20 protein-coding genes are annotated in these 24,637 nt (G+C 51.5%); 13 read left to right on the forward strand and 7 right to left on the reverse strand.

Features of this window, described 5'->3' with window-relative positions; translation table 11 throughout:
• Positions 1-136: 136 nt before the first annotated feature.
• Positions 137-778, reverse strand: coding sequence for an alpha/beta family hydrolase (locus GOV85_RS20435; RefSeq protein ID WP_171181669.1), 642 nt, complete (start codon positions 776-778; stop codon positions 137-139).
• 1,036 nt (positions 779-1,814) lie between these two features.
• Between GOV85_RS20435 and GOV85_RS20440 the strand changes: the two genes are divergently transcribed.
• The 7 genes from GOV85_RS20440 to GOV85_RS20470 all read left to right on the forward strand — a co-directional run bounded on the left by GOV85_RS20440 (position 1,815) and on the right by GOV85_RS20470 (position 10,447).
• Complete coding sequence (locus tag GOV85_RS20440) at positions 1,815-3,488, forward strand: hypothetical protein (RefSeq protein ID WP_171181671.1); 1,674 nt, start codon at positions 1,815-1,817, stop codon at positions 3,486-3,488.
• A 165-nt stretch (positions 3,489-3,653) separates the two neighbouring features.
• The gene (locus GOV85_RS20445) at positions 3,654-5,165 is read left to right on the forward strand and encodes a hypothetical protein (protein WP_171181673.1); all 1,512 of its coding nucleotides are present in this window, start codon (positions 3,654-3,656) and stop codon (positions 5,163-5,165) included.
• Entirely contained in the window at positions 5,162-7,297 is a 2,136-nt protein-coding gene (locus tag GOV85_RS20450) for a BadF/BadG/BcrA/BcrD ATPase family protein (RefSeq protein WP_171181675.1), read from the forward strand. The genes GOV85_RS20445 and GOV85_RS20450 overlap by 4 nt, the downstream gene beginning before the upstream one ends.
• Positions 7,248-8,459, forward strand: a complete 1,212-nt coding sequence (locus tag GOV85_RS20455) for an acyl-CoA dehydratase activase-related protein (RefSeq protein WP_171181677.1) — start codon at positions 7,248-7,250, stop codon at positions 8,457-8,459. Before GOV85_RS20450 ends, GOV85_RS20455 begins: the two co-directional genes overlap by 50 nt.
• 160 nt (positions 8,460-8,619) lie before the next feature.
• Positions 8,620-9,882 carry an adenylate/guanylate cyclase domain-containing protein gene (locus GOV85_RS20460; RefSeq protein ID WP_216599167.1) on the forward strand — a complete coding sequence of 421 codons (1,263 nt, stop codon included), beginning with the start codon at positions 8,620-8,622 and terminating at the stop codon, positions 9,880-9,882.
• A 26-nt stretch (positions 9,883-9,908) separates the two neighbouring features.
• Entirely contained in the window at positions 9,909-10,154 is a 246-nt protein-coding gene (locus GOV85_RS21820) for an ADP-ribosylglycohydrolase family protein (RefSeq protein ID WP_171181704.1), read from the forward strand.
• 38 nt (positions 10,155-10,192) lie between these two features.
• Entirely contained in the window at positions 10,193-10,447 is a 255-nt protein-coding gene (locus tag GOV85_RS20470) for a hypothetical protein (RefSeq protein ID WP_170392115.1), read from the forward strand.
• Positions 10,448-10,598: 151 nt separating this feature from the next.
• Here the strand turns inward: GOV85_RS20470 and GOV85_RS20475 are convergent, their stop codons facing one another.
• Positions 10,599-11,360, reverse strand: a complete 762-nt coding sequence (locus GOV85_RS20475; RefSeq protein WP_171181682.1) for a hypothetical protein — start codon at positions 11,358-11,360, stop codon at positions 10,599-10,601.
• 376 nt (positions 11,361-11,736) lie between these two features.
• On the opposite strand from GOV85_RS20475, the gene GOV85_RS20480 reads away from it, so the two are divergent.
• Entirely contained in the window at positions 11,737-12,150 is a 414-nt protein-coding gene (locus tag GOV85_RS20480) for a hypothetical protein (protein WP_171181684.1), read from the forward strand.
• A 389-nt stretch (positions 12,151-12,539) separates the two neighbouring features.
• On the opposite strand, the gene GOV85_RS20485 is transcribed toward GOV85_RS20480, so the two are convergent.
• From GOV85_RS20485 to GOV85_RS20505, 5 genes are all read right to left on the reverse strand, one after another.
• Positions 12,540-13,151, reverse strand: a complete 612-nt coding sequence (locus tag GOV85_RS20485) for a hypothetical protein (protein ID WP_171181686.1) — start codon at positions 13,149-13,151, stop codon at positions 12,540-12,542.
• Positions 13,152-13,442: 291 nt separating this feature from the next.
• Positions 13,443-15,152, reverse strand: a complete 1,710-nt coding sequence (locus tag GOV85_RS20490; RefSeq protein ID WP_170756999.1) for an adenylate/guanylate cyclase domain-containing protein — start codon at positions 15,150-15,152, stop codon at positions 13,443-13,445.
• A 498-nt stretch (positions 15,153-15,650) separates the two neighbouring features.
• Entirely contained in the window at positions 15,651-16,115 is a 465-nt protein-coding gene (locus tag GOV85_RS20495; RefSeq protein ID WP_170754812.1) for a CoA-binding protein, read from the reverse strand.
• 3 nt (positions 16,116-16,118) lie between these two features.
• Positions 16,119-16,484, reverse strand: coding sequence for a 2Fe-2S iron-sulfur cluster-binding protein (locus tag GOV85_RS20500; protein WP_010437915.1), 366 nt, complete (start codon positions 16,482-16,484; stop codon positions 16,119-16,121).
• Positions 16,481-17,836 (reverse strand): selenium-binding family protein, encoded by a 1,356-nt coding sequence (locus GOV85_RS20505; protein WP_171181688.1) that lies wholly within the window; start codon positions 17,834-17,836, stop codon positions 16,481-16,483. The genes GOV85_RS20500 and GOV85_RS20505 overlap by 4 nt, the downstream gene beginning before the upstream one ends.
• Before the next feature lie 70 nt (positions 17,837-17,906).
• Between GOV85_RS20505 and GOV85_RS20510 the strand changes: the two genes are divergently transcribed.
• From GOV85_RS20510 to GOV85_RS20530, 5 genes are all read left to right on the forward strand, one after another.
• Complete coding sequence (locus tag GOV85_RS20510) at positions 17,907-18,668, forward strand: IclR family transcriptional regulator (protein ID WP_171181690.1); 762 nt, start codon at positions 17,907-17,909, stop codon at positions 18,666-18,668.
• Between the two features lie 96 nt (positions 18,669-18,764).
• Positions 18,765-19,118 carry a putative quinol monooxygenase gene (locus GOV85_RS20515; protein WP_170789612.1) on the forward strand — a complete coding sequence of 118 codons (354 nt, stop codon included), beginning with the start codon at positions 18,765-18,767 and terminating at the stop codon, positions 19,116-19,118.
• A gap of 242 nt (positions 19,119-19,360) precedes the next feature.
• Entirely contained in the window at positions 19,361-21,121 is a 1,761-nt protein-coding gene (locus GOV85_RS20520; protein WP_171181692.1) for an adenylate/guanylate cyclase domain-containing protein, read from the forward strand.
• A gap of 210 nt (positions 21,122-21,331) precedes the next feature.
• A complete protein-coding gene (locus tag GOV85_RS20525; RefSeq protein ID WP_254443005.1) occupies positions 21,332-23,068 on the forward strand; it encodes a murein L,D-transpeptidase in 1,737 nt (578 codons plus the stop codon).
• Positions 23,069-23,436: 368 nt separating this feature from the next.
• Positions 23,437-24,381, forward strand: a complete 945-nt coding sequence (locus GOV85_RS20530; RefSeq protein WP_171181694.1) for an aldo/keto reductase — start codon at positions 23,437-23,439, stop codon at positions 24,379-24,381.
• Positions 24,382-24,637: the final 256 nt, after the last annotated feature.

Consider the following 24,637-nt stretch of genomic DNA (forward strand, 5'->3'; position numbering starts at 1 on the left):
ACAATTCGCAAAGCCCATACTCACCCGAGCGTACGACCCGTCCAATCTTCGCGACGCGGGACGCGCAGTCTTAGGCCAACACATGATCCCGAACGGATTGAATTGACACGTCCGCTCTCGAGGGCTGACAGCCGATCTAATTTCTGATCCCGTCGATCCACGCCGAAACCGCTGTCGCCATCGACTTCAAGTGGTTCGCGTGGGTAAAGCCTGAAATGCGTTTGCGTGGTTTCAGGTCGTGATTTCCGTCTTCGAACCAAAGTAGTTTTATCGCGGATGAAAGCTCATACTCACTGACTTCATCCTTCGAGCCAAATTGGTCTCGCGTTCCCTGACAGATCAGTGTCGGTGTTCGTAGGTTTCGCAGATGTTCGGTGCGAAGTTTCTCGGGTTTTCCGATAGGATGGAACGGATAGCCCACACATAGCAAACCGGCGATGCGATCCTTTTCGAACAGTTCATCCGCAATCGTACTGGCGACCCGGCCGCCCATGGACTTCCCGCCTATGATAAGCGGGCCTTCCCCATCGAGCTCCTCAATTGCAGCTTGGTACTCTGGGATCAATTTGTCGGCGCGCGGTGGGGGTTTTCGAATGCCGTCGTTACGGCGATCGGCCATATAGGAGAATTCAAACCGAAGGACCTTTAGATCTTGTTCCGCAAGTGCGTCCGACAGCGATGTCATTCCGGGGGAATCCATTGGAGCACCAGCGCCATGTGCCAGCAGGATAGTTGCACCTGCAGCTTCAGAGCCGAGTTCCAGAAATTCTGTTGGCATAGTCTCTTGCGCTCCCCTACCTTTCGCAGTGTCCGTTCTGGCAAATTGGTTATTGCCAAGCACATCTTCACCGCAAGTTCCTAGTGGCAGCAACATGCTAGAAGTCAAAAAATCTAAAAAACCTCTGGGCGTTGTTCCAGGCTGAGCAAGTGTCTGATTTGTCTCGTAGTAAACATTGGCTAGTGGCGATGATCGGTCTGCTACCTATTCTCAAGCGGACATCTGATGAAATTACTCAGATGTCTGCGTTGAGCCCAAAATCCCGAATGCTGCATTTTGCATCAACGACGTAAAACTGTGTGAAGCCGACATCAACGGCTGCAGGGCGGCCCTATCGGGAATTTGAATTAAGCAGCCTAGCTTCCTTAAAGCCGACCGTGATCAACTGCAGAGAAGATCGGTGTATGAACAGGTCATAACGCGAGCTTAGCAGCCTATTGCAGATATAGTCGTTGCTTACGCCACAAAACCTGTGGGCCGCACCCAGCCGGGACATGTCTTGCCCCACCAGAACTTCAACTTGCCGCTACTTTGAGACAATTTCTACCGGCTTCGGTCGCTTTTCCGAAACGGTTCTTGACCATAGCGGCGAACCATTTCAGTGGGGGAGACTCAGTCCTTGGGCCCCTGCAGAATATAAGCCTCCAAGTCTTATCGCTTTATGTTCAGTTGATTGCGGGAATTGGCGCTGCCATTGTGGGTTTTGCCAACAATAGTATATGCATCGTGGAAACGACTAAAAATTTGAAACTGTTGAAAATGGAAGCGGCGGCAATCATACTCACTCTATCTGGCTTGGTTCCAGCCTGTCTTCGGCAAAAAGAAAATACAGTTGCCGACCAAAATAGCCTCGTCACCAAGAATCCGTCTTAAACGGGATTTGTCAAAGCAGCTTGCCGTGCCCGCAAAATTGCAAAGTAACGTAGAGAGCCATAAACTCGGCAGTAACAAAACGAATCCTTTTCAGGCTTTGGAAGTCAAAGCCATACAAAAGTTAATGGTCGCGACTGGATAATTTTCTCGTGGATGCTGTAAAATGCATAAAAAACATAATTTTATCGACATGCATACCCACCTGTTCACAGCACGCTATTTGCCGTTACACAGTATATTTCATTCCTTTGGTATTCCCTATTTTCTTGCGGGCGGGATGACAATCTTAGCGGTTTCTGTAACTCGCATCAGCGATTTTGAACAGTCACCTGAATCGGAACCAGATCAGAATGACCTAATCAATGCCTTGCTGGATCGCGATGTGGATCAAATCATGTGGGCTATTGCCTATCCTATTCGAATGAAAATTAGAGAGTATCAGAAGATTGAAAAACCTGACTATCGTGATTGGAAAGAAATAGAACACCTGCTGCGTGCTTTGGACGATATCGATCACGATATAGGCTTTTCAGAACAAAATAATGCCCCGATAAGCGTTCAGATTATTAATGGCGAAGCACTGTCCAAAAAATCTGTTTTTGGGGATGACGCCACAATGCCAGACCTGCTGGATCAGTTTTTGGCAGCGGCCTTCGACGTGGCGGGCCAACATGCGGCGGACAGCGAGTTCTTTCATGAAGCTGAACACTTGCATGTGGATGAGCCGTATAAATCAGATTCTGATGCAGGTTTTCGTGCGATAGGAATTCCAGGCGAACAGATCGGCAACATCTTTCAACTGCTCGAGTTCATTGCCATCATGACGCTCTCCGAGCGCAACAGGTACAAGGCTCTCAAAGAAGACTTCAAGAAAGACGGTGTGAAGGATGATCTGCAGGCCAGACTTTATGTCGGCATCCTTGTGGACATGCGCAGGGCATTCGACAAACTCCAGGAATGGTGGATGCCAGGGTTCTTACCTCCACACTTTGACTTCACCGAACAAATGGAGCGGATGCAGTCGCTTGCTCGCGAAAACGTAAACGAACTGATCACTTTTGGCGCGGTCGACCCGTTCCGTGGCAGGAACTGGAAGCAGATTGTCGATTCCGGTGTAAGGATGGGCATAAATGGGTACAAGATCTACCCGCCTCTGGGCATTCGCCCGATCGATGTTCACGGGAATCCAACCCCGGTCGCGCGTGGGAGAAAGTTCTCAGAGTATCGGAAAAAAGCCAAGAATCCAGCACCTTATCCGATTGTGCAGACTGCGATGGAAGAGATCATCCGTCATTTTTCCCGCAACAACCTGCGTATGTTTGCACATTGCAACCCCATGGGCTTTCAGGTCGAAACGGGATATGGCGTTTATAGCGATCCGGAAATATGGCGGCGTGCAATGGAGGACTACAACGCACAAGGCCTTTGGTTGTTCCTCGCTCACGGTGGTGGCGCAACAGAAATAGATTGGATGGGGTGGGCTGCCGAGGACAACGTATTCGATCGGACATTTGCCTTTCGCGCAATAAAATTGGTCGAGGACTACGATAATGTCTACCTTGGATTGGGTCACATTCTGGGCATTCTAGATGCGCGTTATCAGAGAAAGATTTTCCGGCGGATAAAGTCGACTTTGAAAGCGAAAAAACCTGCGGGTGCAAAACACCATTTCGGAAAGAAAGTGTGCTTTGGCACCGACTGGGCAATGCCGATGATGGTTGGCAGAACGCGAGAATATTTGAATGCATTTTACAAGTTGTTCGATGATCCGGACATTTCCTGCTACGCCGATGATTTTTTTGAAGGAAACGCAAAAAGATTCTTGGATATCAAGTAGGGTTTTTTACACAGCGAAAGCTCGATCAAGTATAAGTCAGGTCCGTTTGGGTGGGGTTTGCGCGATAAACCTTTGGTGAAAACAACTTCGAATGAACGCAGACATTTGCTGAATTAAATATTGTGAATCTAGAACACATGTTATGCTAGTTGGGGGGTAAACCCAATGAGTCGGATTGTTGACGAGTCCTATAGGGCTTACGAACCCCGCCCTTTTACGGCGGATCAACGTAAGGACGTTACACTACTGTTTGGTGGTGTCACCTGGCGTGCCGAGAAACTGTTGGAAGGCTTATTTAGAAGCGCAGGTTACAACGCTGAACGCCTTCCCGATGCCACCGTCGATGATTTGTTTCTTGGCCGAGAATTGGCGGATGTAGGACAATGCTGCCCCACTGCCTTTACGACGGGAAATCTCTCGAGCTTCTTGAAAAGTGAAGCTGAACGTGTCGGCGCGGAGAAAGTGTCCGAAAAGTATGTGTATGTGACGGCGGGCGCCTGCGGGGCATGCCGGTTTGGTCAATATCACCAGAGTTATGAGCTGGCGCTAAAGAACCTGGGACTTGAAGCATTCAGGATGATTCTTGTTCAGCAACACGAAATTGATCAATCCAAAGATAAAAACGTAGGGTTGCAGACAGATATTCACCTGCTTCTCAGTACTGCTTTGGGCATGATGGCCGCTGATGCCATTCAGGACTTGGAGTACCAGCTAAGGCCTTACGAAGTTGAAGAAGGTGCCTCCAATCGGGCGGCACAAAAAGCGGTGTCCGAGATATATGAAGCGATGCTGAGCAGACCAAAGGATTTGCCAAAACTGCGGTCGATCTGGTGGCATTCCACAACAAGACATTTCCTGAAGGCCATGAGGCGTGCACGCAGGCATTTCGAAGGGATCGAACTTGATCGGCTTAGGGTCAAACCGATGGTCAAGATTACCGGTGAGTTTTATCTGGCAACCGCTGAAGGTGTGCAAAACTACAACATGCACAAATGGTTGGAAGACGAAGGCGCTGAAGTGCAACCCGCGCCCATGGTTGTCTGGTTCGACTACCTGATGCGGTATGGCACGCAAAAACTGGCGCTCCGTTTCGGTATCAAGGAAAGGGCTCGCCAGAATTATTTTTTCTTGAAGCTGGGGCAGCGCTTCTTCCGCTTTAAGTATGACGAGATGCGTCGGATGCTGGGCGGTATCCCTCGTCCGATGCCGGGTCAGGATGAACTTCGCAAACTGGCAGCTCCGTTTTTTGACAACATGATAAACGGAGGCGAAGGCGATCTGTTAATCGCAAAGGCCATCTGGGCCCATACCCAAAAAAAAGCACATATGATTTGCGAACTCTCACCTTACGGGTGCCTCCCCAACACGATGAGCATTGGCGCAATGGCTGCGGTACAGGGCAAGTATCCTGATATGTTGTATGCGCCGATTGAGGTCAAAGGTGACAGCGATGTACATGCTCTATCGCGCTGTCAAATGGTTCTGGCTGACGCGAAGAACCGCGCGCAGGAGGAATTCCGCTCTGCCCTCGCAGCCGCTGGGCTGACGCTGGAAGAGGCTAGAAAACGCGCCAGAGAGCACCCCAAAGTAAACTTACCGTTTTGGAAAGTTCCGCATCGTGGAGCCGTAGGCACGGCCTCAAATGTCGTGCTCGAGATTGGAAATGCCACGTTGTGAGGTTTGCCGGGATAGATATCGGGTCGACAACTGTCAAAGGGGTCGTAGTTGAGGATGGTCAGGTCACCTGGAGGGAATACGGGCGGCACAAAACACGTCAGGCAGAGAAAACCCTTGAATTGCTGTCCCAAATGGAGTGCGAGGCTGGCTTAACCGCTGGTCGAGATGTCGCGATTTTTACAGGATCTGGAGCAGGTACACTGGCTGACCACGTGGGTGCTCGACAGGTTCAGGAAGTTGTCGCCGTCGCGGCTGCAGTCGAAAACTTGCATCCCGACGTGCACTTCGTGTCGGAAATTGGTGGTGAAGATATGAAGACCTTGTTCTTTACACCAACCAGTGCAGGCAAAGCCAAACAGGTTTATATGCAATCAGCCTGCAGCGGCGGTACGGGAACCTTTATCGAAAAGTCCGCACGTAAGTTGGATATAAGTGCGGATGAGTTGACCACTCTTCCGTTTGTCGGCCAAACGCTGCATCGCATTAGCGCGAAATGTGGGATTTTTGCTGAAACAGACGCCAACAGCTTGGTTAAGGCCGGTGTTTCCAAGACCGAAATCATCGCAAGCTTGTTTGACGCAGTCGTACGGCAAAACCTGGCTACGTTGACAAAAGGCAATACGCCAATGCCATCGGTACTATTGCTGGGCGGGCCAAACATGTTCTTTGAAGGTCTTCAGCAGGCATGGGCAAGTCATCTGGCCACGCTATGGGACGAACGCGGTGTCGACTTGCCGTCCGGGCAGAGCGTTAGTGATGCAATTCTGGTTCCCAATGATGCCCTATACTATGCAAGTCTTGGCTGCGTCGAGATTGCTTGTCGCGAACGGGACATATCCAGGCCATATACCGGTACTGATGGGCTGAAGTGGTGGGTGGAGACAGGCCAATACGGCGAAAAGGCCAAAACCGGGCGGGAAGCTCTGGCCCGGAATGGCGAACTTGTTCAGTTCTTGGAAGAATTTAGCCAGTCTGCAATCAAGGTGACCGAGCCAGCTGCGGTTGAGAGGCATTTTGTCGGGTGTGATTTCGGCAGCACGACGGTCAAGGCGGTGGCACTGGATCGTGACGCAAAGATCACCGCCTCAATTTATCAACACAGCCTGGGTAACCCGATTGAAGACGCGAAATCTGTTTTCCGCAATTTGAGGGAAGCGGGGGTCGAGAATGTCGGTGCTCTTGGGTTGACTGGCTATGGGAAAGATCTGCTTAAGGATATCCTGGGCGCAGACGTGCCGGTGGTTGAAACGGTCGCGCATGCTTCGGCCGCGATGCATATCGACCCAGAAGCAGACGCGATCTGTGATGTTGGTGGGACTGATGTGAAAATCATGTTGTTGCGGCAGAAAGCGGTCGTCGACTTCCGTCTTAATTCACAGTGCTCCTCGGGCAATGGGGCATTTCTTCAGGGCGTCGCCGAGCGCTATGATATCCGGCTTGAGGACTATGCGGAAAAGGCGTTCAGCGCCGAGCGGATGCCAAAATTGATGATGGGGTGCGGAGTGTTCCTGCAGTCCGACATTGTAAACCAACAGCGCAAGGGGTGGGCAGCAGAGGAAATCATGGCAGGCCTTGCTGCGGTCCTACCTCTGAATGTCTGGGTCTATGCGGGGCAATTTCAGAACCTCAAAACCATTGGCAAGAAATTCATCTTGCAAGGTGGAACACACAGAAATCTTGCGGTGGTCAAAGCTCAGATCGATTTTATTAAGGGCAAGATCCCTGACGCAGAAATATTGGTGCACCCTCATGCTGGCGAAGCTGGCGCGTTGGGTGCTGCGCTTCTTGCGGCGGAACATGCGATAAACGGGCGAAAGTCCCGGTTTGTTGGCTACGAACGCGTCGAACAACTGGAATACGTCAGCACGACCAACAGTAAAACCACCTGCAAGTGGTGTGCGATGAACTGTAGCCGGGCCTTTATAGATGTCCAGATTCCCAAAGGTCGCGGCCGGTTAAATAGCAAGGTTCCTCTCGCTGAGGGGTGGGAGCGAGTAATCACCGGCAATTCCTGCTCTAAGGGGCTTATTGAAGACGCGGCAGAGATGAAAGTGCGCAAAAAGGAAATCGACGAGGAAGCGAATGCCAATCCCAATATTGCAGAAAGCGTACGCAAAGACGCCTTTCGCTAAGTCCGGACCGGCAAAACGAGACCTTCGGATCGGCATCCCTCGGGTCCTGAACCAGTGGTCGACCCACAGGTTTTGGACCACATTGTTTGTTGAACTGGGGGTCGATCGCCGCAACGTCGTCTATTCGTCTGAGACATCTGAAGCACAGCAATTGAAATTCGGCAGAGGGCGCGGAGCTGTTGATTGCTGCTATCCCGTTAAATGCATGTCCGGTCACTACGGCGAATTGCTGAATGGGCAAAAACGATCCATTGATGTCTTATTCGTCCCCATCATTCTGACGGTCCCGTCCTTTCTGCAGGGGTATGTCCGTGAAAACATGGCCTGCCCACGGGTTATTGCCGGGCCTGAAAGTACGCGGGCCGGATTTAGGCGGGAACGGGACATATTTGAAGAATTGGGGGTATGTTATCTGTCGCCGGCCGTGTCCTTGGCTGAGCCACAAGTTGCAACCAGGCAGCTGTACGATGCCTTAAATGGCGTGATCGCCGACCTGACCAAGAATGAAATGCTCGTTGCTGTTTCCAACGCTTATGATGCTCTCCAAGAGTTTGACGAGAGCCTTCGACGGCACAGCCTTGAGGTACTGTCCGAATGCGCCATAGAACATCGACCCTGTATCCTGGCCTTGGGTCGCCCCTACCACATGGACACCGGAATTGGTCACGCCATTGAAAACGAGCTACAAGCGTTCGGCTATCCAATTCTTTGGGGTCAATACCTGCCATTGGACGCAGAATTGTTAAACTGGCTATATGGCGATCTGATAAAAGCGGGACGCATCCAAAACCCCTTCGACATTTCAGATATCTGGAAAACGTCTCACAGCGCGAATACGAACGAACTTTTGTGGGCAGCACGCTATGGATCAATAATGCCGTGGATCACCTGTTCGATCCGGTTTTCCAGTTATGAATGTGGGATGGATCAACCGACCTATTCACCGGTCCAGGAAATTACCGAAGCCCTCGGGACGCTTTTCTTCGTCTTCCAGGATCTGGATGAGACAAAGCCTGCAGGTTCAGTTCGAATTCGGGTGGAAACCATAGCTTACTATCTGGAGCGGAAATCGTCGGATATTATCCGGAACAAGCTGGAGGCCTTGCAATCCTCACCGCCCGATTTGCTATACTGGCCCTCATCCACAGATCATTGCGTATGACAAAGACAGCGACCGTCTCTTGGCGTGAGTTTGAAAGTTGTTTTGCCGAGTTGGCACCAAGAAACAAAAGAGGATTCTGAACGTACAGCCCAAGGTTTATCGATCAGGATGGGTTTTTCCTCAAAGTTAGCGCGGGGGCGAGGCTTTGCTTAAACACATAGTGGACTCTGAAAAACACATCGACGACAAGAAGATTGAGCGCAAGATGCGAGCTGTGAATGTTGCCGCCATTATCGCATCAATTGGGTTCGGTTTTACAGCATTCTACCAGTTTCAACTTGGACCGGACTGGAGATATCTCGCATGGGTGAACCTTGGACTTGGGTTCGCAGCACTGTTGACGTTGATGCTTGATCGCTTTGGCCTCAAGGTCAAAGTCGCGTATTTTACTATCTGGTTGTTCCTTTTTTTGGCGCATGACGTCAGCGCAGGCAAGAACGGTGAAGACCACTTGGTGTTACTCGTTGGCCCACCTTTGCTTTTTTACTTTCTCGGGGCTGCATACTGGCGTTGGATCACCTTGGTCACAATCCTAAGTGCAACACTTTTTATCTATATCTCACTCTTTGTTCCTTTGTATGTACCGCCCGATGAGACAATTTGGGACGTCTTGTCTCAGCCATTTCGCGGGGGTTTTGAACGGCCACCTCAAGACATTATCTTTATAGTTTTAATAATTGGCATCGTCGCCGCGCTTTATTTCACCTCTTACTCTGCCAACGCCGCAATAGAGCGTTACGAGGCCGCATTGGAGAAAGAATTTGCTGTCTCCGAACGTTTGATCAATGTTCTATTGCCCCCACGGATTGCAAGGCGCATAAGGGCGCACCCGGACAAGCTAATTGCCGAAAGATACGATGAGGCAACAATCCTGTTCGCCGATTTGTCCGGGTTTTCCGAATTCGCTGTGGAAAATGGTGCTAAAGCCACGGTCACACTACTGGATTCTGTTTTTTCCACCTTCGACGAACTTATTCTGAAGTACAAGCTGGAGAAGATCAAAACCATCGGCGATTGTTATATGGTTGCAGGTGGCCTTGATTCCTCTGTCAAAGAGGCGCACCCAGATTCGGTACGCATGGCCTCTTTAGCGTTTGATATGATCGCGACGGTTGAACGGATTTCGATTGACCTGCATCCTAGAGTTGCACTGCGGGTCGGAATACATAAAGGGTCGGTTATCGCAGGTGTAATCGGTGGTGATAGACCATTTTTCGATGTTTGGGGGGATACAGTTAACGTCGCTTCGCGAATGGAAAGCACCGGAGAACCCGGGCGTGTACAGGTCACACCAGAAGTAAGAAATGAAGTAGCGAAATACGTTGAATGCGAGCAAAGAGAAGTTATCACGATCAAAGGCAATGGTCAGATCCAGCCATATTGGCTGGTCAGGTTCCGCGATACATTGATACCTTCACCATAGATAAAACAACTCTTATCTGAAATTGAATACATACCGTCGCATGTGGCGGAGACACCGATACAAATGGTGCAATTTGCGGTGCTCTCTTGGGTGCATCACAGGGACGGGACGCCGTGCCAATACAATGGCGAAATGCGATCTTATCTTGTCGACCGGTTGCCGCAGTTGGAGTTCATCACCCAAGACCGCAGACTTATTGGCCGGATGACGCGTTGGATCTTGCCGAGGCTCTTCTGGTTGCAGGCTCAGCGCGCCACCTAGCCGCATTTTGACTGAAGGTGCCCAAAAGGAAATCTAGGAGAACTAGTCTATGAACGACTTCGAAAACCTGAACAAGCAACGCCAAATCCTGTTGAAAATTAAAATCGACGGCTATGTCGAGGCGGCTTTTCTTACGGCAAAAGCGAACAATATCGGACTAAGCGAAGCCGCGTGCCTCACCATGCAAGGGTTGATCAAAGAATTGGTTGCGCACTCCTTTGATAGGCGAAAGGCGCATACAATACTGGAAGCGGCTCTGCAGAGCGGTTTTCCTGGGTCCGGCACTGAAGTCACGACCCACTAGGAGATCGTGAGAGCCTTCTTTGCCCTTCGAGATTGCTTTGGGTGAATCAAACGCGAATAGGGACAGACGCCTGCCGGTTTGTCCTTGCCAAGTCAGACGACATCGAGTGCTGCAGGGCTCCAGTTAGCCGGCTCGGGAGACAAGAGTTGCGTCATCGAAAGGCATTACGTCTCTCGATTTCATGCCGGGCCTGTTGCATCCGACGTCGGTGGTGGTGGTCCCTCATCGCTTCTAGGATGCCGCCTGCCCAGGATCCATTGAGCACGGGAAAAATCTCTTCGTGAGCACGTTCACCGAATTCACACCAAATCCAATACAGCAGGACCATGACCGGATATTCGAATTGTACGAAGCTATCATCGAACTCCCGTAGCTCAGCTGCAACTTCTTGAGCGCGTTCCAGACCAAGTCGAGTCTTGGGCCGGATTGCACGAACACTGTCAGGCTCACCTAGAAACAACAATCGAAAGCGATAGCTTCCGCATGTCGTACACCCCATTTGGATACACCAGTTTTCGGCGATTGCTGTACGTATGCCCTCCGCCAATGGGCGCGGCCGATACCCCGGAGAGCTCCAGATTTCGTCTCTGCTGCGCCTATATTCGCGCTGCAAAGCCATTCGTATTTCTCGGTGCAACACGTCGTTCATTTGCATGATTTCAAAGTCTGTCAGCCAAACTGAAAAGCCGAAATCATCCCGGTATCGAGCAGGTCGCACGACAAAACGTTCCTGCGGTAGTTTGGAGAGAAGACGCCAGAAGTACTTTTTTAGGTGCTTTTGCAATATCGCCCCGACAGCATTCAGAGGAATGTTGTAGCCCAGCGTCGATTGCCATGCCTCCAAGGCTTCTATGACTTTCTCTGAGGTTACTTGTTGAACGTTGAAAACCTCTGGGTGGTCGTACCAATTCAATTCATCCTCCGCGAATATTGTTTAAGGCCGTTCAGTTTGAGTTTGGTTTTTGGCCGACTGGACGCTAATGCCCGCTGGGATGTGACAAGCGCTTCGTCGTTTTCACTCCGCACGCAAACCATCATTTAGCCAAATCGTAATCTGTAAATTTCTGATATTGTTCTGTCTTTCATGTTAGGGAAATACTGCGCTTTGACCCACTTGGCACGACCGATTTCCCAAAGAGCAAAATTTTGTACGAGCCCGACTTGATGGAGAGCATTTGGTACGAAAGAAGTATGCGCTAGCACGCCTCGTTCATCGTCGTTTCCTTGCGTGTGCCAACATCCCAGCTGGGGAGATTCGGTCCAAGCGCGAGACTCCATGAAGTTCAGCAATGGAGCGATGTCTGAAGGTTTACGAGGGAGTTCTGGAACAAGTGGCCGCTCTGGGTAAACATGGCAGCCCTGTTTCAGAAACAGCTTCGAACTTTGTCCTTTCTGTAGTCGGAGGTGTGCAGCCGCAGGACGAGGTTGAAGCCATGCTTGCGATCCAAATGGGTGCGGTCCACCAGGCCACGATGATGATGGCGCGCAGGCTCAATCACGTCGAAACTCTCCCGCAGCAAGATTCGGCGGAACGGGCACTTAATAAACTTGCGCGGACCTTCACCAGCCAGGTTGAGACCCTCAAACGCTATCGATCCAAAGCAGATCAAACGGTCCGCGTCGAACGCGTTGAGGTTAAAGAAGGTGGGCAGGCAATCGTTGGTAACGTCCACAATGAGGGGCGGTCGGATGACAAAAAGTGACGACAACCTCATGGACCCCGCCAAAAGGCTGCGAGACGCGCCCAGATGCACGGCAACGGCAAAGTCCACAGGCCAGCGGTGCAAAGCACCGGCGGTTCGAGGCTGGCGTGTTTGCCGAGTTCATGGTGCAGGCGGCGGGCACGCATCAGGACCAACCCATCCTTCGTGGAAGCACGGAGAAAGATCCCGAGATGCTGTGCAAGTCCGCAAGGTCATTAACGAACTCATCCGCGACCATATGGATTTGCAGAAAATGATCCGCTGACTAGGCTCTGACCGGTACCAAGGCAAAGTAGACATTCCCTACGACTGAGCGAAGGACGACACCGAGCACAAACTGCGCTTTGGTTCGGAGCTACTTGGACCACTCGCGGCGCTCTGTTTTTGACTTAGCTTCCATTGTGGAATTTCGGCCAATTTGAGTGCATTGCTTCGCGTGACCTGAGAGATTTTGCTTTACCTGACTGTTCGACATCTATTTTTCTCTTGGAAGTAGGACGAGAAGAGGCGTGTTTCCTTGGTTTTTCGGCATTGGTCAGTGTAAATTGGGTCAACTCTTCGGCAGGTGGTTCTTGGATAGGCTTTTTGACCTCGACTTCATCAATATCCGAAGCCCAGGACATGACATTCAGCTTTGTTTGACCGTCCGTGCCAATAACAAGCTTGGCTTCATTATAAGTCGTATCAAGCTTTCTCCGGACGCCCAGAACTTTTAGAGTTTCGGTGCCCTTTTGGCTATTTGGAACTTTGTGCTTGGTTATTTTTTGCAGTACTTCTTCGCGCTGTGCGCGGGCAATCGCCATTCGCGTAAGCATATTGTTTTGGCGTTTTTTTTTGTCGGAAACGCCCTTTTTCTGATTTTGGTCAGGAGACCGGTTCAAAAGTACTTTTTCTCGCTGCTTTCGCGCCTCGGCTAATCGTTTTGCCCATTCTTCAGGGTCGTAGGGAAGATTACCGTGCTCAGCGTGGTGTTGTTCCGCGATATTTTCACGTTCAGTCACAACTTAGCTCACTAACTCTTGGGCCAAGCAGCTAAATTGTGTCCTAAAGAAGCGGAGCATTAACCGAATTTGGCGCATCGTCTGTTTGCTAGGGGGGCGCAATGGGCTCAAGAGAAGCAATTTGTCGTGTTTTGTCAACAATTATAGAGTTTTTAAGCCAGATTTTGACCAAGTATTCACGCTAAATGAGTGGCCGCTTTGGGCTCGAAGCAGTCGTTCGCCGTGCGGTACAGCAATGACCGCTCTGCGGACGAAGCCGCCGGACTGCATAGCCTGCTTGATTTTGTTTTCTCAGATTGGAAGGCCTGCTCTTAGCCATCCATCCCTCCATTGCTCCGAGCATTCGGGAACGCTGAAAATGGGGAGTCTCGTTTGTTCTTTAATGTCTAGATCCGGACGAAGCTCCTTCAGTTCAGATACCGCAGCCCTCGCTGACTCTAGGTCTCCGTTTTGAGCCAAGGATGCGATGAGCATGAGATGCGTAATCACGAATTTCGCCCTAATGGCCAAGGCGTTTCGATTGGCCTCAACGGCTTCAGCATAGCGGCCAAGTTGGAAAAATGCGGAGGCCTGCCCGACATAGGCTGCGTGCCGCATCGGATCTTTCGGACTGAGATTGATTGAGTGTGTCGCGTGTTCCAGGGCTTCTTCGGGTCTGTCGAGAAAACTCAGATTGATGCTAGCGAGCATGTGAACGGTCGCAGCGTTTGGATTTTCGGCCAATGCTTGTTTGAAAACTGCGCGAGCTCGCGGCAAGTCTTGTGCAAGCATAGAGATCGAGTGTGCGGCGTAGGCCAACGCAATTCCATCTGCGCGATCGCTCAACAATACACGTTCTGCTGCAGCAACAGCTGCCTTCGGCCCTTCGTCAATCGGTTTCAGTCCTTGCACCATCCTTTGGATATGCAACCACGCAAGTAATCCAGCTGCCGACGAATAATCAGGATCGCGCTCCAACGCCAGACGCGTAAGGCGAATGGCCTCACGGTTGTCTTCGTCCGTCAGCAGGTGAAAATGTGACTGGGCCCGAAGATAAAGTTCATAAGCGTCGAGATTTTCTGTCGGTTTCGCCCGAGCGCGAACTGTCTCGGCACGGCGAACGGACGGTTCGATCGCCGTAACAACTTCCTGCGTGACCTGATCTTGAAGGTCAAAAACATCGTCCAGCATCCCATCGAAACGATCGGCCCAAAGATGACTGCCATTCTCTGCATCAATTAGCTGTCCTGTTATCCGAAGACGCTGGCCTGCGCGCCTTACCGAACCCTCAAGCACATACCTCACGCCGAGCGCCTGCCCAACTTCGCGAATGTCGGTGCTCTTACCTTTAAAAGTAAAAGATGAGTTTCGCGCTACGACCATCAACCAACGAAAACGAGACAACTCTGTTATGATGTCCTCGGTAATTCCATCAGCGAAAAACTCTTGTTCCGGGTCGCCTGACATATTGTCAAACGGCAGCACAGCAATACCGGGTTTCTCAGATTTGACAGTTGCACTTGTAGCCGTCGAACCGACAGGCCACCGCCACACGCCAACTGGGCGTGCAATGTTCTTCAACTCAGTCTTCCGACCGCCAGAGAACGAGGCGGCGGCTTTCCGGTCTAGGCTGTTGTGTGCTGTGTCTGAAAGCAATATCTGCCCCGGTTCCGCTAATGCCTCGAGACGTGCAGCTATGTTGATACCGTCACCGAATATGTCATCGCCTTCCGAAACTACTTCCCCTGTATGTATGCCGATGCGGACTTGAATCTCCTGTGGTCGGTCAGCCGTCTGAACAGCAATCGCGCATTCTGTCGCAGCCGATGCGGAGCGAAACTCAGCAATCCAGCCGTCACCCATGCTTTTGATCAATCGCCCTTCATGAATAGCCAAAGCGGGCATTAGATGATCCTCACGGAAAGCCTTAAGCGCTTTGAGTGTTCTGTCCCTATCCTGATCCATCAACGCCGAGTATCCAGCGACATCAGCCGCCAGCACAGCCGCAAGCCTCTTTTCCATGTTTCTCTCCCCGCTTGTTGGAAGCTAGCCTGCAGAGAGAGCACTGTCAGCCCGGTATTTAGAGCAAAGTGGTCCCATCAAGAAAGCGCGATCGCTTTGGGCTCCCAACAGACACGGGAGCCCGTGCAGCATGTGTGATCACAAGGCGCCCTGCCCTTCGAGGACGACCAAAAGCGGCCGTTTGACCTTGACCTCTGTCGCCGCGGTGCGGCCCGTCAAAGGAGATACTCGTTGCACGAGTGAGGCTGGAAGAGGGACGGAGGTCCGAAGAGCGCACAAAGCTGCCGTTCGCCGCTGCGCGGCGCTGGGATGTAACCTGAATATCTGGTTCGTGGACAAGGTGGCCGTTGGTTCTATATACAAAACGGCCATTCTTGGGTTTAGAGTATGCGGATTTCGTAAAGCGGGCAGGATTATTTGTCTTCTCTTCCGTAAGCACAATATCTCAATTGGCACCCTTATTGGATGTTGAGGAGGCAGCTACCAATCGAATTTCCATCATATCTTTAGGTCCAGGCGCGGCTTCCAAAACGGGCGGAAGAGTTCAATCTTGGGGCATCGGTTCATCACGACTTTAAGGCCCGCCGCTTCAGCGAGTTGCGCTGCTTTGTCGTCGTACACACCGATTTGACCCCAAAGAACTTTTGCCCCGATTGCGATAGCCTTCTCGGCAAAGGCATAAAACTCTTCCTTCGGGCGAAAAACGTCTACCATATCAACATGTTTGTCGATCTCTTCCAGCGAGTGGTAGACCTTGAGCCCTCTAATTTCCGAAACATTCGGGTTAGGATTCACCGGTAGAATATCATAGCCGATTTCACTCAGCTGTCGCAGAACGCCATAGCTGAATTTCGTTTTGTCCGCGCTAGCCCCCACCATTGCAATGGTTTTAACCGACTGCAGGATGTCGGCGAGGTATTTGGGGTCGTAATCGTAGATGCGGTCGATATCTGCTTCGGGCATCGGTTAACCTTCCTTCGGCGTCGCAATGTCAGCCTTGAGTTCGTGGGGTTTGAGAGGGTCGAGAAACGGATTGCGGTACAGCTTGTCATGGCTCTCGACCCCGATCTCAAGCGTGATGTCGGATGTCGGACGTGCCACGCAAAGGATCACATAGCCGTTCGCGATTTGCCGATTATTCAGCGCAACCTGTCGGCGTTGATCGATCGCGCCAGTCTGTAGTTTTGCCGCGCAGGTAATGCAGCCGCCATACTTGCACCCAAAAGGCAAGTCGACGCCCTGTTCTCTCAGCGTTTCCAGAAGTGGCCGCCGCGCATCCACACAGTATTGCGCGCCATCTCTGTTCGCGATCGTCACGGTATACATAGTCATAGCCAGATGTCGCTTGTGCAATCACCGCCCGGATACCGGCTCTCGTGACAGCGCGATGGACCATTCGGTTCTTTGCCAAAGTCCACAATGAAATCCTCGTTGATCTTCATACCACCGTTTTCAGGGTCGCAATCGATCATCACCATAACCCCGCCTTTTTCGCGGATATCGGGATAGAACTGGTTATCCCAAGTCGAGAACAGCGAGGTCGTGACATAAAGCCTTCGTCCGTCGAGAGAGAGCTGGAACATTTGCGGGCCACCCGCGACCTCGACCCCGTTAACGATCGGAGCTTTACCCAAAAGGCCCCCCATAAACACTTGGCCTGTCAGCTTGGGATTATGCGGGTCGGTGATGTCATACTGGCGCATATCTCCATGCAGCCAATTGTTCAGGTACAAGTATTTGTCGTCCATCGAGACCAGGATCGCCGACATAACCCCCGGCAACGGGATCGGCCATTCGGGGTGCATCTCGTTTTCCACGTCGATGATCTTTTCCCACCGCCACTTTTTAGCATCGTCTTGCCACCAATGGATCACATTGGTCGAAAGAGCTGCGCCACAGAACCCATGCGTGCTGTCGGGGTCATGGTGGAACTTGACTTCCAGTGGCAACAGCCCGTCTTCACCCAAATAGAAGCTTTCGACCGGTTCGCGCTTTTCAAAATCCCAAAAATGCAGCTCCCGCCCATATTTCAGATGGCCCACTTCTTCCAGATCGAAGCCTGGCATGAAGGTATTGGGCGCAGCCCATTCGGAACTGACCATCACGTTGTGGCGTGGTTGGTACCAGAAGTCATAGCCGAATTTGATTTCGCCCATCGAGGTTTCCCAGCGACCGACGATGTTGAACTCTTTGTCGAGATGCAGATAGCCTCCAGGAGCCTCACCCTTGGCATTTCCAAGGAAGGAAATGATGATTTCCGAGCCCAAACAATGCACCGTATGCGGGCCCGATAAATCTGCCTTGGCCTTGATTTCGGCCCCGTCGATGACCTTATGCAACCGCGGCGCACGCGGGTCAGTGGCTGTATCAACGATGTGAAGGTTGTTAGAGCGTACACCCGGCAGGATCAGGTATTTGCGGGACATCGAGCCGTCGTCGTGACAGGACGAACAGGCGTTCCACCCCATGTGGTGAAGCTCGTCCCCAATCCCCGGCATTTCCAGCCTATGGATTACCTGAGAATAGGTCGGGCTGTCAGGGTCGACATCCACTGTAGCAAGGTAATCAGGTTTCTGGATCCCTGTCCCGGTGTAGATGGCGATCGTGTAGAGTAGCTTTTCGCGGGGGGCTTTGATGGCTTCTTGCGGACTCTTGAAGCCCGGTCCACAGCATTGTCCATCCATCGTATGCTCCTCCCTTGATTCCCCAAATTGTATCGTATATCGAAAACTTAGTTATCATAAAGTGAGAAAAATGCATCTCGAACGATTAGCGCTGGTTTTGGAAATCGTGGGTCAAAAAGGACGTGCGTCCGTAGCGGATATCTGTGCTCAGTCCGATATACCTAAACCGACGGCCTACAGGCTGGTTCAAGACCTTGTTTCGTCCGGCCTCCTTGAATCACCAACCCGCGGAGAGTTCGCGATTGGGAATAGGCTAAAGCGTATCACGTTGAGCGATCACTCTGATCCCGCTCTTTTGCAAGTGATTGCGCCTGTCCTATCTAGCGCCGCGAATGACTATGGCGCTGCGTTTTTCTTGTCTCGGCTACGGGGCCATTGGGTCGAGATTATTCATGTGGAGACACCGCAGACGGGCGTGTCTTTTCTTCATCCAGGTATGGGCAAACGACCAATGCACGCGTGCTCTTGCGCCAAGGCAATCGCCGCCGTTTCGCCTGAACTGCTGTCTCAAGACCGATTGGATGGGCAGCTTAAGCAGTACACAGATCGCACGATTGCAGACCCCAAGGATCTGGCCGCGGAACTCGATGTCATTCGAGCCAAAGGGTATGCCGAATGTGTTGAAGAGCTCGAGCGCGGAATCAGTTCTGTCGCTACAACGCTGACCAAGACAGGTGTTGGTGCGACGCTTTCAATCGGCGCTACGGCGTCTCTTCGGGTGTTTACACCTTCCGAGCGAGAAAAGATTGGCCATACACTTATCACAATGTCACACGAACTTGCTCGCGCGCTAGGATGGGGTGAAGCAGATAAAGAAAGGATACCCGCTTAGGTTCATGGGTATCGCAGTGCTGTAGATTAACACCATCCAGCAGGACAGGTGTGATTTGCGACATTCGCCGCTTTTAGATCAATGAAGGAGACAAATATGGAAGATGCAATGTTTGGTGGGTTCTTCGTGATCAACGTAAAACCTGAGTATCGGCAGCCCTTTTTGGACGCCAGCATCTTCCAAGCGCAAAATGTTGTCAGTGAAGAACCTGAAGTCTTTCAGTTTCATATTATGGTGGATGAAACAAACCCAAATCGTTTCTATTTCTACGAAGTGTTCAGGAACGAAGCCGCGGTCCAGGATCATTGGGAATCTGAAACTTTCAATAACTGGTTAAACACCGTCCGAAAGATGCTGGATGGTGAGATCGAACTTGTTGCCAGGATGCGCTCGCTTTTTCCGACGCCAAAAGGTTTCGAGGCGCAAAAAACAAGCCTGCTACTATGGTAAAATTAACCGACGTTTGAAGCTATCGCCGGTGCGAGAAAATTATGAGATTTGGTGCTTGTCCGCTTTGAGCTCGATGCGGACCTTCGCTGCAGTAGATCTGAACGACTGCTCAGCGGACTTCGCCGCCATTGGCCCGCTTTCACCGAAGGACCGTAGATAGCCCAAACCGGACATTTTCGAAAGTTGGCACACTACTACCGAACTTGATAGATTCGAAAAAAGGTTGCTATTGGGAAATGCGCATGACACGCCGACTTGCCGCCATACTTGCCGCCGATATGGTCGGCTACTCACGGCTTATGGCGGCTAACGAGGCGGGAACACTTGCTCGTCTCAAAGACCTACGCCGGGACATCATCAATCCAGGTATCGAAAGTACCGGAGGTGAGATTATAAAGCTTACCGGTGATGGCCTGTTTGCACTTTTTAGCTCGGTCGTTTCTGCCGTTGAGGCCGCAGCGACGCTCCAGAAGGCGCTGCACGCCGCCGAAGCCGAGAGCCCCACCGAAAGCCGGATCAGCTTCCGAATAGGCTTGCACATTGGAGACGTAATCTTGGACGAGGGCGACATTTATGGCGAGGGTGTTAATCTTGCCGCCAGACTCGAAGGCGTCGCTGACCCAGGCGGTGTCATTCTGTCTGACGACGCATGCCGGCAGGTTCGAGGCAAAATTGAACACGACATCATAGACCTTGGCGAAGTAGCGCTCAAAAACATCTCCAAGCCAGTTCGCGCCTACAAATTGGCGATGGAGGACGAATCTGGTTCCACGCAATACCAATCGCAACCCACTGACAAACCCTCAATCGCTGTCTTGCCCTTCCAGAACATGTCCAATGATCCAGAACAGGAATACTTCTGTGACGGCGTTTCCGAAGACATCATCACAGAGCTCTCGCGCTTTCCCGAGCTTTTCGTCATCGCCCGCAACTCCTCGTTTTCGTTCAGGGGTCGCCCCGTCACCCATATAGATGTCGCTCGTGAACTCGGTGTTCGCTACATGCTAGAGGGCAGCCTCCGTCGAGCCCAAAACCGCGTGCGCATTACTGCCCAACTCATCGACTGCACAAATGGAGCTCATGTTTGGGCTGAGCGCTACGACCGCACGCTAGACGACATCTTCGCGTTACAGGATGAGATTACACGCAGCGTGGTCGGCGCCATCGCCCCCCAGATATCCATTGCCGAAATAGATCGCGCGTCTGTGGCTCGAGATATCGACTTCAACTCCTACGACCTCTCGCTACGTGCAATGGCGATCTTCTATGCAGGAGGCTTCTACTCTCAGGAAAAGTTCGATGAGGTCATATCGGCCTCTGATCGCGCCATTGATCTCGACCCACGCAATGTCCAGGCGCATTGGATCAAAGCGTTTGCCTACTTGATGCGTTATCTATACCAGTTCGATGAGGACCCCACCGAAAACCTGGGCCTAGCTGAGAAAAGCGTTGAACCTCTGTTTCTTGGTGGTCAACTCGACCCTCGCGCCTTATGCGTTCGCGGTGTGGTTCGTCATTTCCGTGGGGATTTTGACGGGGCCAACGCCGACTTCAGTTTGGGCTTCACACTGAACCCGAACTTTGCCCGGAACATCTTCTTCATGGCCTGGCATGAGTCTTTGGTCGGCCGAACCACAGAGGCGCGCGAACATGCCCACCTTGCCCTCCAGCTTTCCCCACGCGACACTGATCTCTGGGTAGGAGACGCCTATCTGGCGCTCGCCCAAGCTGCCTTCGCCGACGCTGATTTTGAAGACGCAATGCATTGGGGTGAGCGCGCGATTCAGATGACGCCGCGTGCGCCGATCCGCCGGGCTCTTATGATCGCCAGTGCCGCCCACCTCGGGCGTGCCGAAGCAGGCCTGCCACATGAGCAGGCGCTAGCGGATTTCGCCCCAGCGTTCCTAGACAGCATTGTCTCCGGCGCTTTGATCCTCTTCCGTCTACACGAACACAACGCGCTTTTGGTCGAAGGCCTGAAGAAAGCTGGTGTTAAGCCGTAGAGTTGTTCCAAATGCCAAAGCTCGCAAACTACCGCAGACAAAACGTGCCAAAGGTAGATCCAATTTTGGCGCACTGTTCTCGAAAGGTTCTAAGCAATCGCTCATTGCTTCAATCGGCAACAACTGTTTTAGCCCAAAGCAGACGTTCTCAAGTTTTCACCCGCCGTCTGTTCTACGGGCAACGCAGCCATTCGCAAAAAATTGTCGTCGATGCGGCGCGAGCATGATCCGAGACCAATAAATTCCAATTTGATTATACATAATGTTGAAGTATCCTCCGACGAAGAAACGACATATAGATTGAAGGTGACGGAGCGGATGGTAAAAGGTCTCAAATCAGCAGTTGCAACTGTACTGACTGCAACGCTGATGACATGCCCCAATTTAGGCGCAGCAGACCAAGTCTCGGAGCAGATAAAAGCGCTGCTACGGTCAAATACGAATGCGAGTAGCACACTTTCTAACAATAAGAGTTTGGACGCAGAAATCCTTGTACCTCGTTTCTATTCAGACAGAGAATTTGCGCCAGCTTGGACAAGTTTTGAATTGGTCGACGAACTATTTCAGGAGTTGGATGGAGCAATTGATCAGGGCTTTACGCCGAGTGACTTCAAGCTAGAAGGGCTTCGAACCGCTTTCAAAGACTCACAGGGTGGCGATGCCTCAAATAAAGCGCTGTTCGATATTTTGGCGACCGACGCAGCAGTAAAACTCGTGCATCATTTGGTTTTTGGAAAAGTCGATCCAAATGCATTGGATAACGATTGGAACTTCTCAAAACCAGTAATTCAACAAGACCCTTCCATTGTATTGAGCCAATTTCTTCAAGGTGAAGGCTTCAGCGCTTTGATTGAACGTATCGATATCGAAAATGCGCAATATACGATGCTCGTTGATGCATTGCGCAAATACAGAGCTATTGCATCAAAGGGAGGCTGGAACAAAGTTCCCGAAGAAACGGTTCTGAAGCCGGAAATGGTGGATTCTGCCGTCGCCGAACTGCGTAAAAGGCTAGCGGCAGAAGGCTACGAGGGAACAAATGAATTTCAAGAAATCAGCCAAAACGGCATAAATCCAGCTTGGGTTTATGACGATTACTTGGTGCAACTTGTAAAAACCTTTCAAAATCGTCACGGCCTGGAGGCAGATGGCGTCGTTGGTGGTAAGACCTTCGCCTCTCTCAACAAACCTGTCGAAGACCGCATAAATAAGTTGCGCCTCAGCCTGGAACGGGGCCGTTGGCTCATGCGGGAAATCGACGAGGAGTTCGTGCTGGTAAATATTGCAGGCGCTCGTACTTACTTGGTCACATCTGGCGGGACGCTTTGGACCACCCGGTCAATCACAGGATCAGCCTACCGCAAAACCCCAGTGTTCCGAGATGAAATTGAATACATGGAATTCAATCCGACTTGGACCGTTCCCGCCTCGATTTTTCGGAAAGACAAGCTTTCGCGGATCCGCAAGGATCCAGCCTATCTGGCGCGCAACAATTACGTAGTTCGTAACAAAGACGGGCAGACAATTCCTGCCAACGCTGTGAACTGGGGAGCAAAGAACCCCGCCGTCACTTTGGTTCAGCAGCCGGGCCCAGACAATGCGTTAGGTTTAGTCAAGTTCATGTTTCCTAATAAATACGCTGTGTACTTGCATGATACCAACGACCGCAGTCTTTTCGACCGAAATGAGCGGAACCTAAGTTCCGGCTGCGTTCGTCTTGAGTATCCGTTCGAATTTGCCAGCCTTTTGATGGAGGGAGAGCCCGACTGGAGCCGGCAAAAGATGCAATCAATTTTGGATAGCGGGAAGACAACGCGAGTTAACCTACCCGAGCCCATGCCGGTCCTTTTGACCTATTGGACTGCTTGGGTCGAAGATGGGGCCGTTCATTTCCGTGAGGATCCATACGAACGAGATGCTCGAATTCTTGCTGCCTTGGACCGATGAACACGACATCCTCAAAGAAATGCGCAATCCCATTTTCAAACTGCAATAGTTGTCGTCACCAAAATGAACCAGCGCAGCTGCGTTCAGGACTCGCAAGCGCTCAACGCGCGGAGCAGCGCCGAGTGGCCGCTCTGGGCGGTCTACTAGACTTTGCAATGCCCGGTTTCTGAGAGAAGCAGACATTGGAGAGAGTTGCGCGGAATGACAGCTCTGCGGACATTTCTGCCATTCGCGAAAAAGCTTTGTGAATTTTCGGCTTGAACGATTGCGTTGAGGCCGGAGAGTAACTCCAGCGACAAGCCTGACTTGTTTTAAATAAATTACTCGCGCAACATCTGCGCATGTCCGGAACCAATTGGGAGGTTGGCATGGCGGAGCTAAGTGAAATTGGTAAGACAGGTATACGGGTCCCTCGCATCGGGTTTGGATCGACGGGGTTGGGAAGTATCCCGGAAATCTATGGGTATGAAGTTGAGGAAGACCGCGCGATTGATACAATTCGGGCAATTCTTTCGCAGCCAAATGCGTTCCTGGACACATCCCGTTGCTACGCCATGGGACGAAGTGAAGAGCGCATAGGAAAAGTCATTCGTGAGCTTGGTGGTTGGCCGGACGGGCGAGTGCTTTCCACCAAAATCGACCGGCACATGGAAACCGGTGCTTTTGATGCTTCTCAGGCACGTAGATCATTCGAGGAAAGTCTTACGGCCCTAAGCGTCGACAGCGTTGATATACTCCACGTCCATGATGTCGAATATGCAAATGACCTATCTGAGGTTAAAGGACGGGGCGGCGCGATTGAAGAGTTGTTCCGTATCAAGGAGGAAGGTCTTGCAAAGGCGGTCGGAATCGCGGCGGGACGTATCGACTTAATGATGCCAATTTTGGAGGGTTGGGATTTTGACGTGGTCCTGACACACAACAGACATACGCTAGTGAACGATAACGCGGCACCTCTGATAGAACTCGCGAAATCACGAGGCGTTTCGATATTGAACGCAGCACCTTATTCCGGAGGTGCGCTTGCCCGAGGCAGTGCGATCCATCGCTTCTATGTCTACAGACCAGCAGATGATGAAGTACTTGCGCCAATACGTGCTGTTGAAGAGGTATGCGGACGCTACGATGTCCCGGTCGGGGCGGTCGCGTTGCAATACTCGATGAAAGACGATGACATCACTTCGACGGTCTGCGGAGTGACGTGGCCTCAGCATGTTGAACAGGCGACGGAATGGGCAGAGTGGTCCATCCCTGAAGGCATTTGGGAGGAACTCGCCGAGCTCGATAAAACTTCGAGAGACCCAGAAGCTTAGAGTCAACTTTCGGATAAGATACTGTTCTGCCAATTGACCCCTTTGGGCTCACAGCCGCCATTCGCTACAACGGTCACCAATGACTGTTGCGCGGACAAAACAGCCATATGCAACCGAAGTGAAAACAGGCTGTGTACCGCCACCAAATTGGTCAGTCGGCGGGCACTCTAGTCCAGTTCGTTCACATACACCGCCCCATTGTGTCAATCGGCATTGAACATTGACCCCCTATCGGCATCCAATATTGACCCCGGTT

It is taken from the genome of Ruegeria sp. HKCCA4633 (genome assembly GCF_013034605.1).
Taxonomy (GTDB): domain Bacteria; phylum Pseudomonadota; class Alphaproteobacteria; order Rhodobacterales; family Rhodobacteraceae; genus Ruegeria.

Bases quoted from the DNA above. Each gene is read 5' to 3' on its own strand.
- GOV85_RS20435 (WP_171181669.1), bottom strand. From the start codon at position 778: ATGCCAACAGAATTTCTGGAACTCGGCTCTGAAGCTGCAGGTGCAACT.
- GOV85_RS20440 (WP_171181671.1), top strand. From the start codon at position 1,815: ATGCATAAAAAACATAATTTTATCGACATGCATACCCACCTGTTCACA.
- GOV85_RS20445 (WP_171181673.1), top strand. From the start codon at position 3,654: ATGAGTCGGATTGTTGACGAGTCCTATAGGGCTTACGAACCCCGCCCT.
- GOV85_RS20455 (WP_171181677.1), top strand. From the start codon at position 7,248: ATGCCAATCCCAATATTGCAGAAAGCGTACGCAAAGACGCCTTTCGCT.
- GOV85_RS20470 (WP_170392115.1), top strand. From the start codon at position 10,193: ATGAACGACTTCGAAAACCTGAACAAGCAACGCCAAATCCTGTTGAAA.
- GOV85_RS20480 (WP_171181684.1), top strand. From the start codon at position 11,737: ATGGAGCGATGTCTGAAGGTTTACGAGGGAGTTCTGGAACAAGTGGCC.
- GOV85_RS20490 (WP_170756999.1), bottom strand. From the start codon at position 15,152: ATGGAAAAGAGGCTTGCGGCTGTGCTGGCGGCTGATGTCGCTGGATAC.
- GOV85_RS20495 (WP_170754812.1), bottom strand. From the start codon at position 16,115: ATGCCCGAAGCAGATATCGACCGCATCTACGATTACGACCCCAAATAC.
- GOV85_RS20500 (WP_010437915.1), bottom strand. From the start codon at position 16,484: ATGACTATGTATACCGTGACGATCGCGAACAGAGATGGCGCGCAATAC.
- GOV85_RS20505 (WP_171181688.1), bottom strand. From the start codon at position 17,836: ATGGATGGACAATGCTGTGGACCGGGCTTCAAGAGTCCGCAAGAAGCC.
- GOV85_RS20510 (WP_171181690.1), top strand. From the start codon at position 17,907: ATGCATCTCGAACGATTAGCGCTGGTTTTGGAAATCGTGGGTCAAAAA.
- GOV85_RS20515 (WP_170789612.1), top strand. From the start codon at position 18,765: ATGGAAGATGCAATGTTTGGTGGGTTCTTCGTGATCAACGTAAAACCT.
- GOV85_RS20520 (WP_171181692.1), top strand. From the start codon at position 19,361: ATGACACGCCGACTTGCCGCCATACTTGCCGCCGATATGGTCGGCTAC.
- GOV85_RS20525 (WP_254443005.1), top strand. From the start codon at position 21,332: ATGCGGCGCGAGCATGATCCGAGACCAATAAATTCCAATTTGATTATA.
- GOV85_RS20530 (WP_171181694.1), top strand. From the start codon at position 23,437: ATGGCGGAGCTAAGTGAAATTGGTAAGACAGGTATACGGGTCCCTCGC.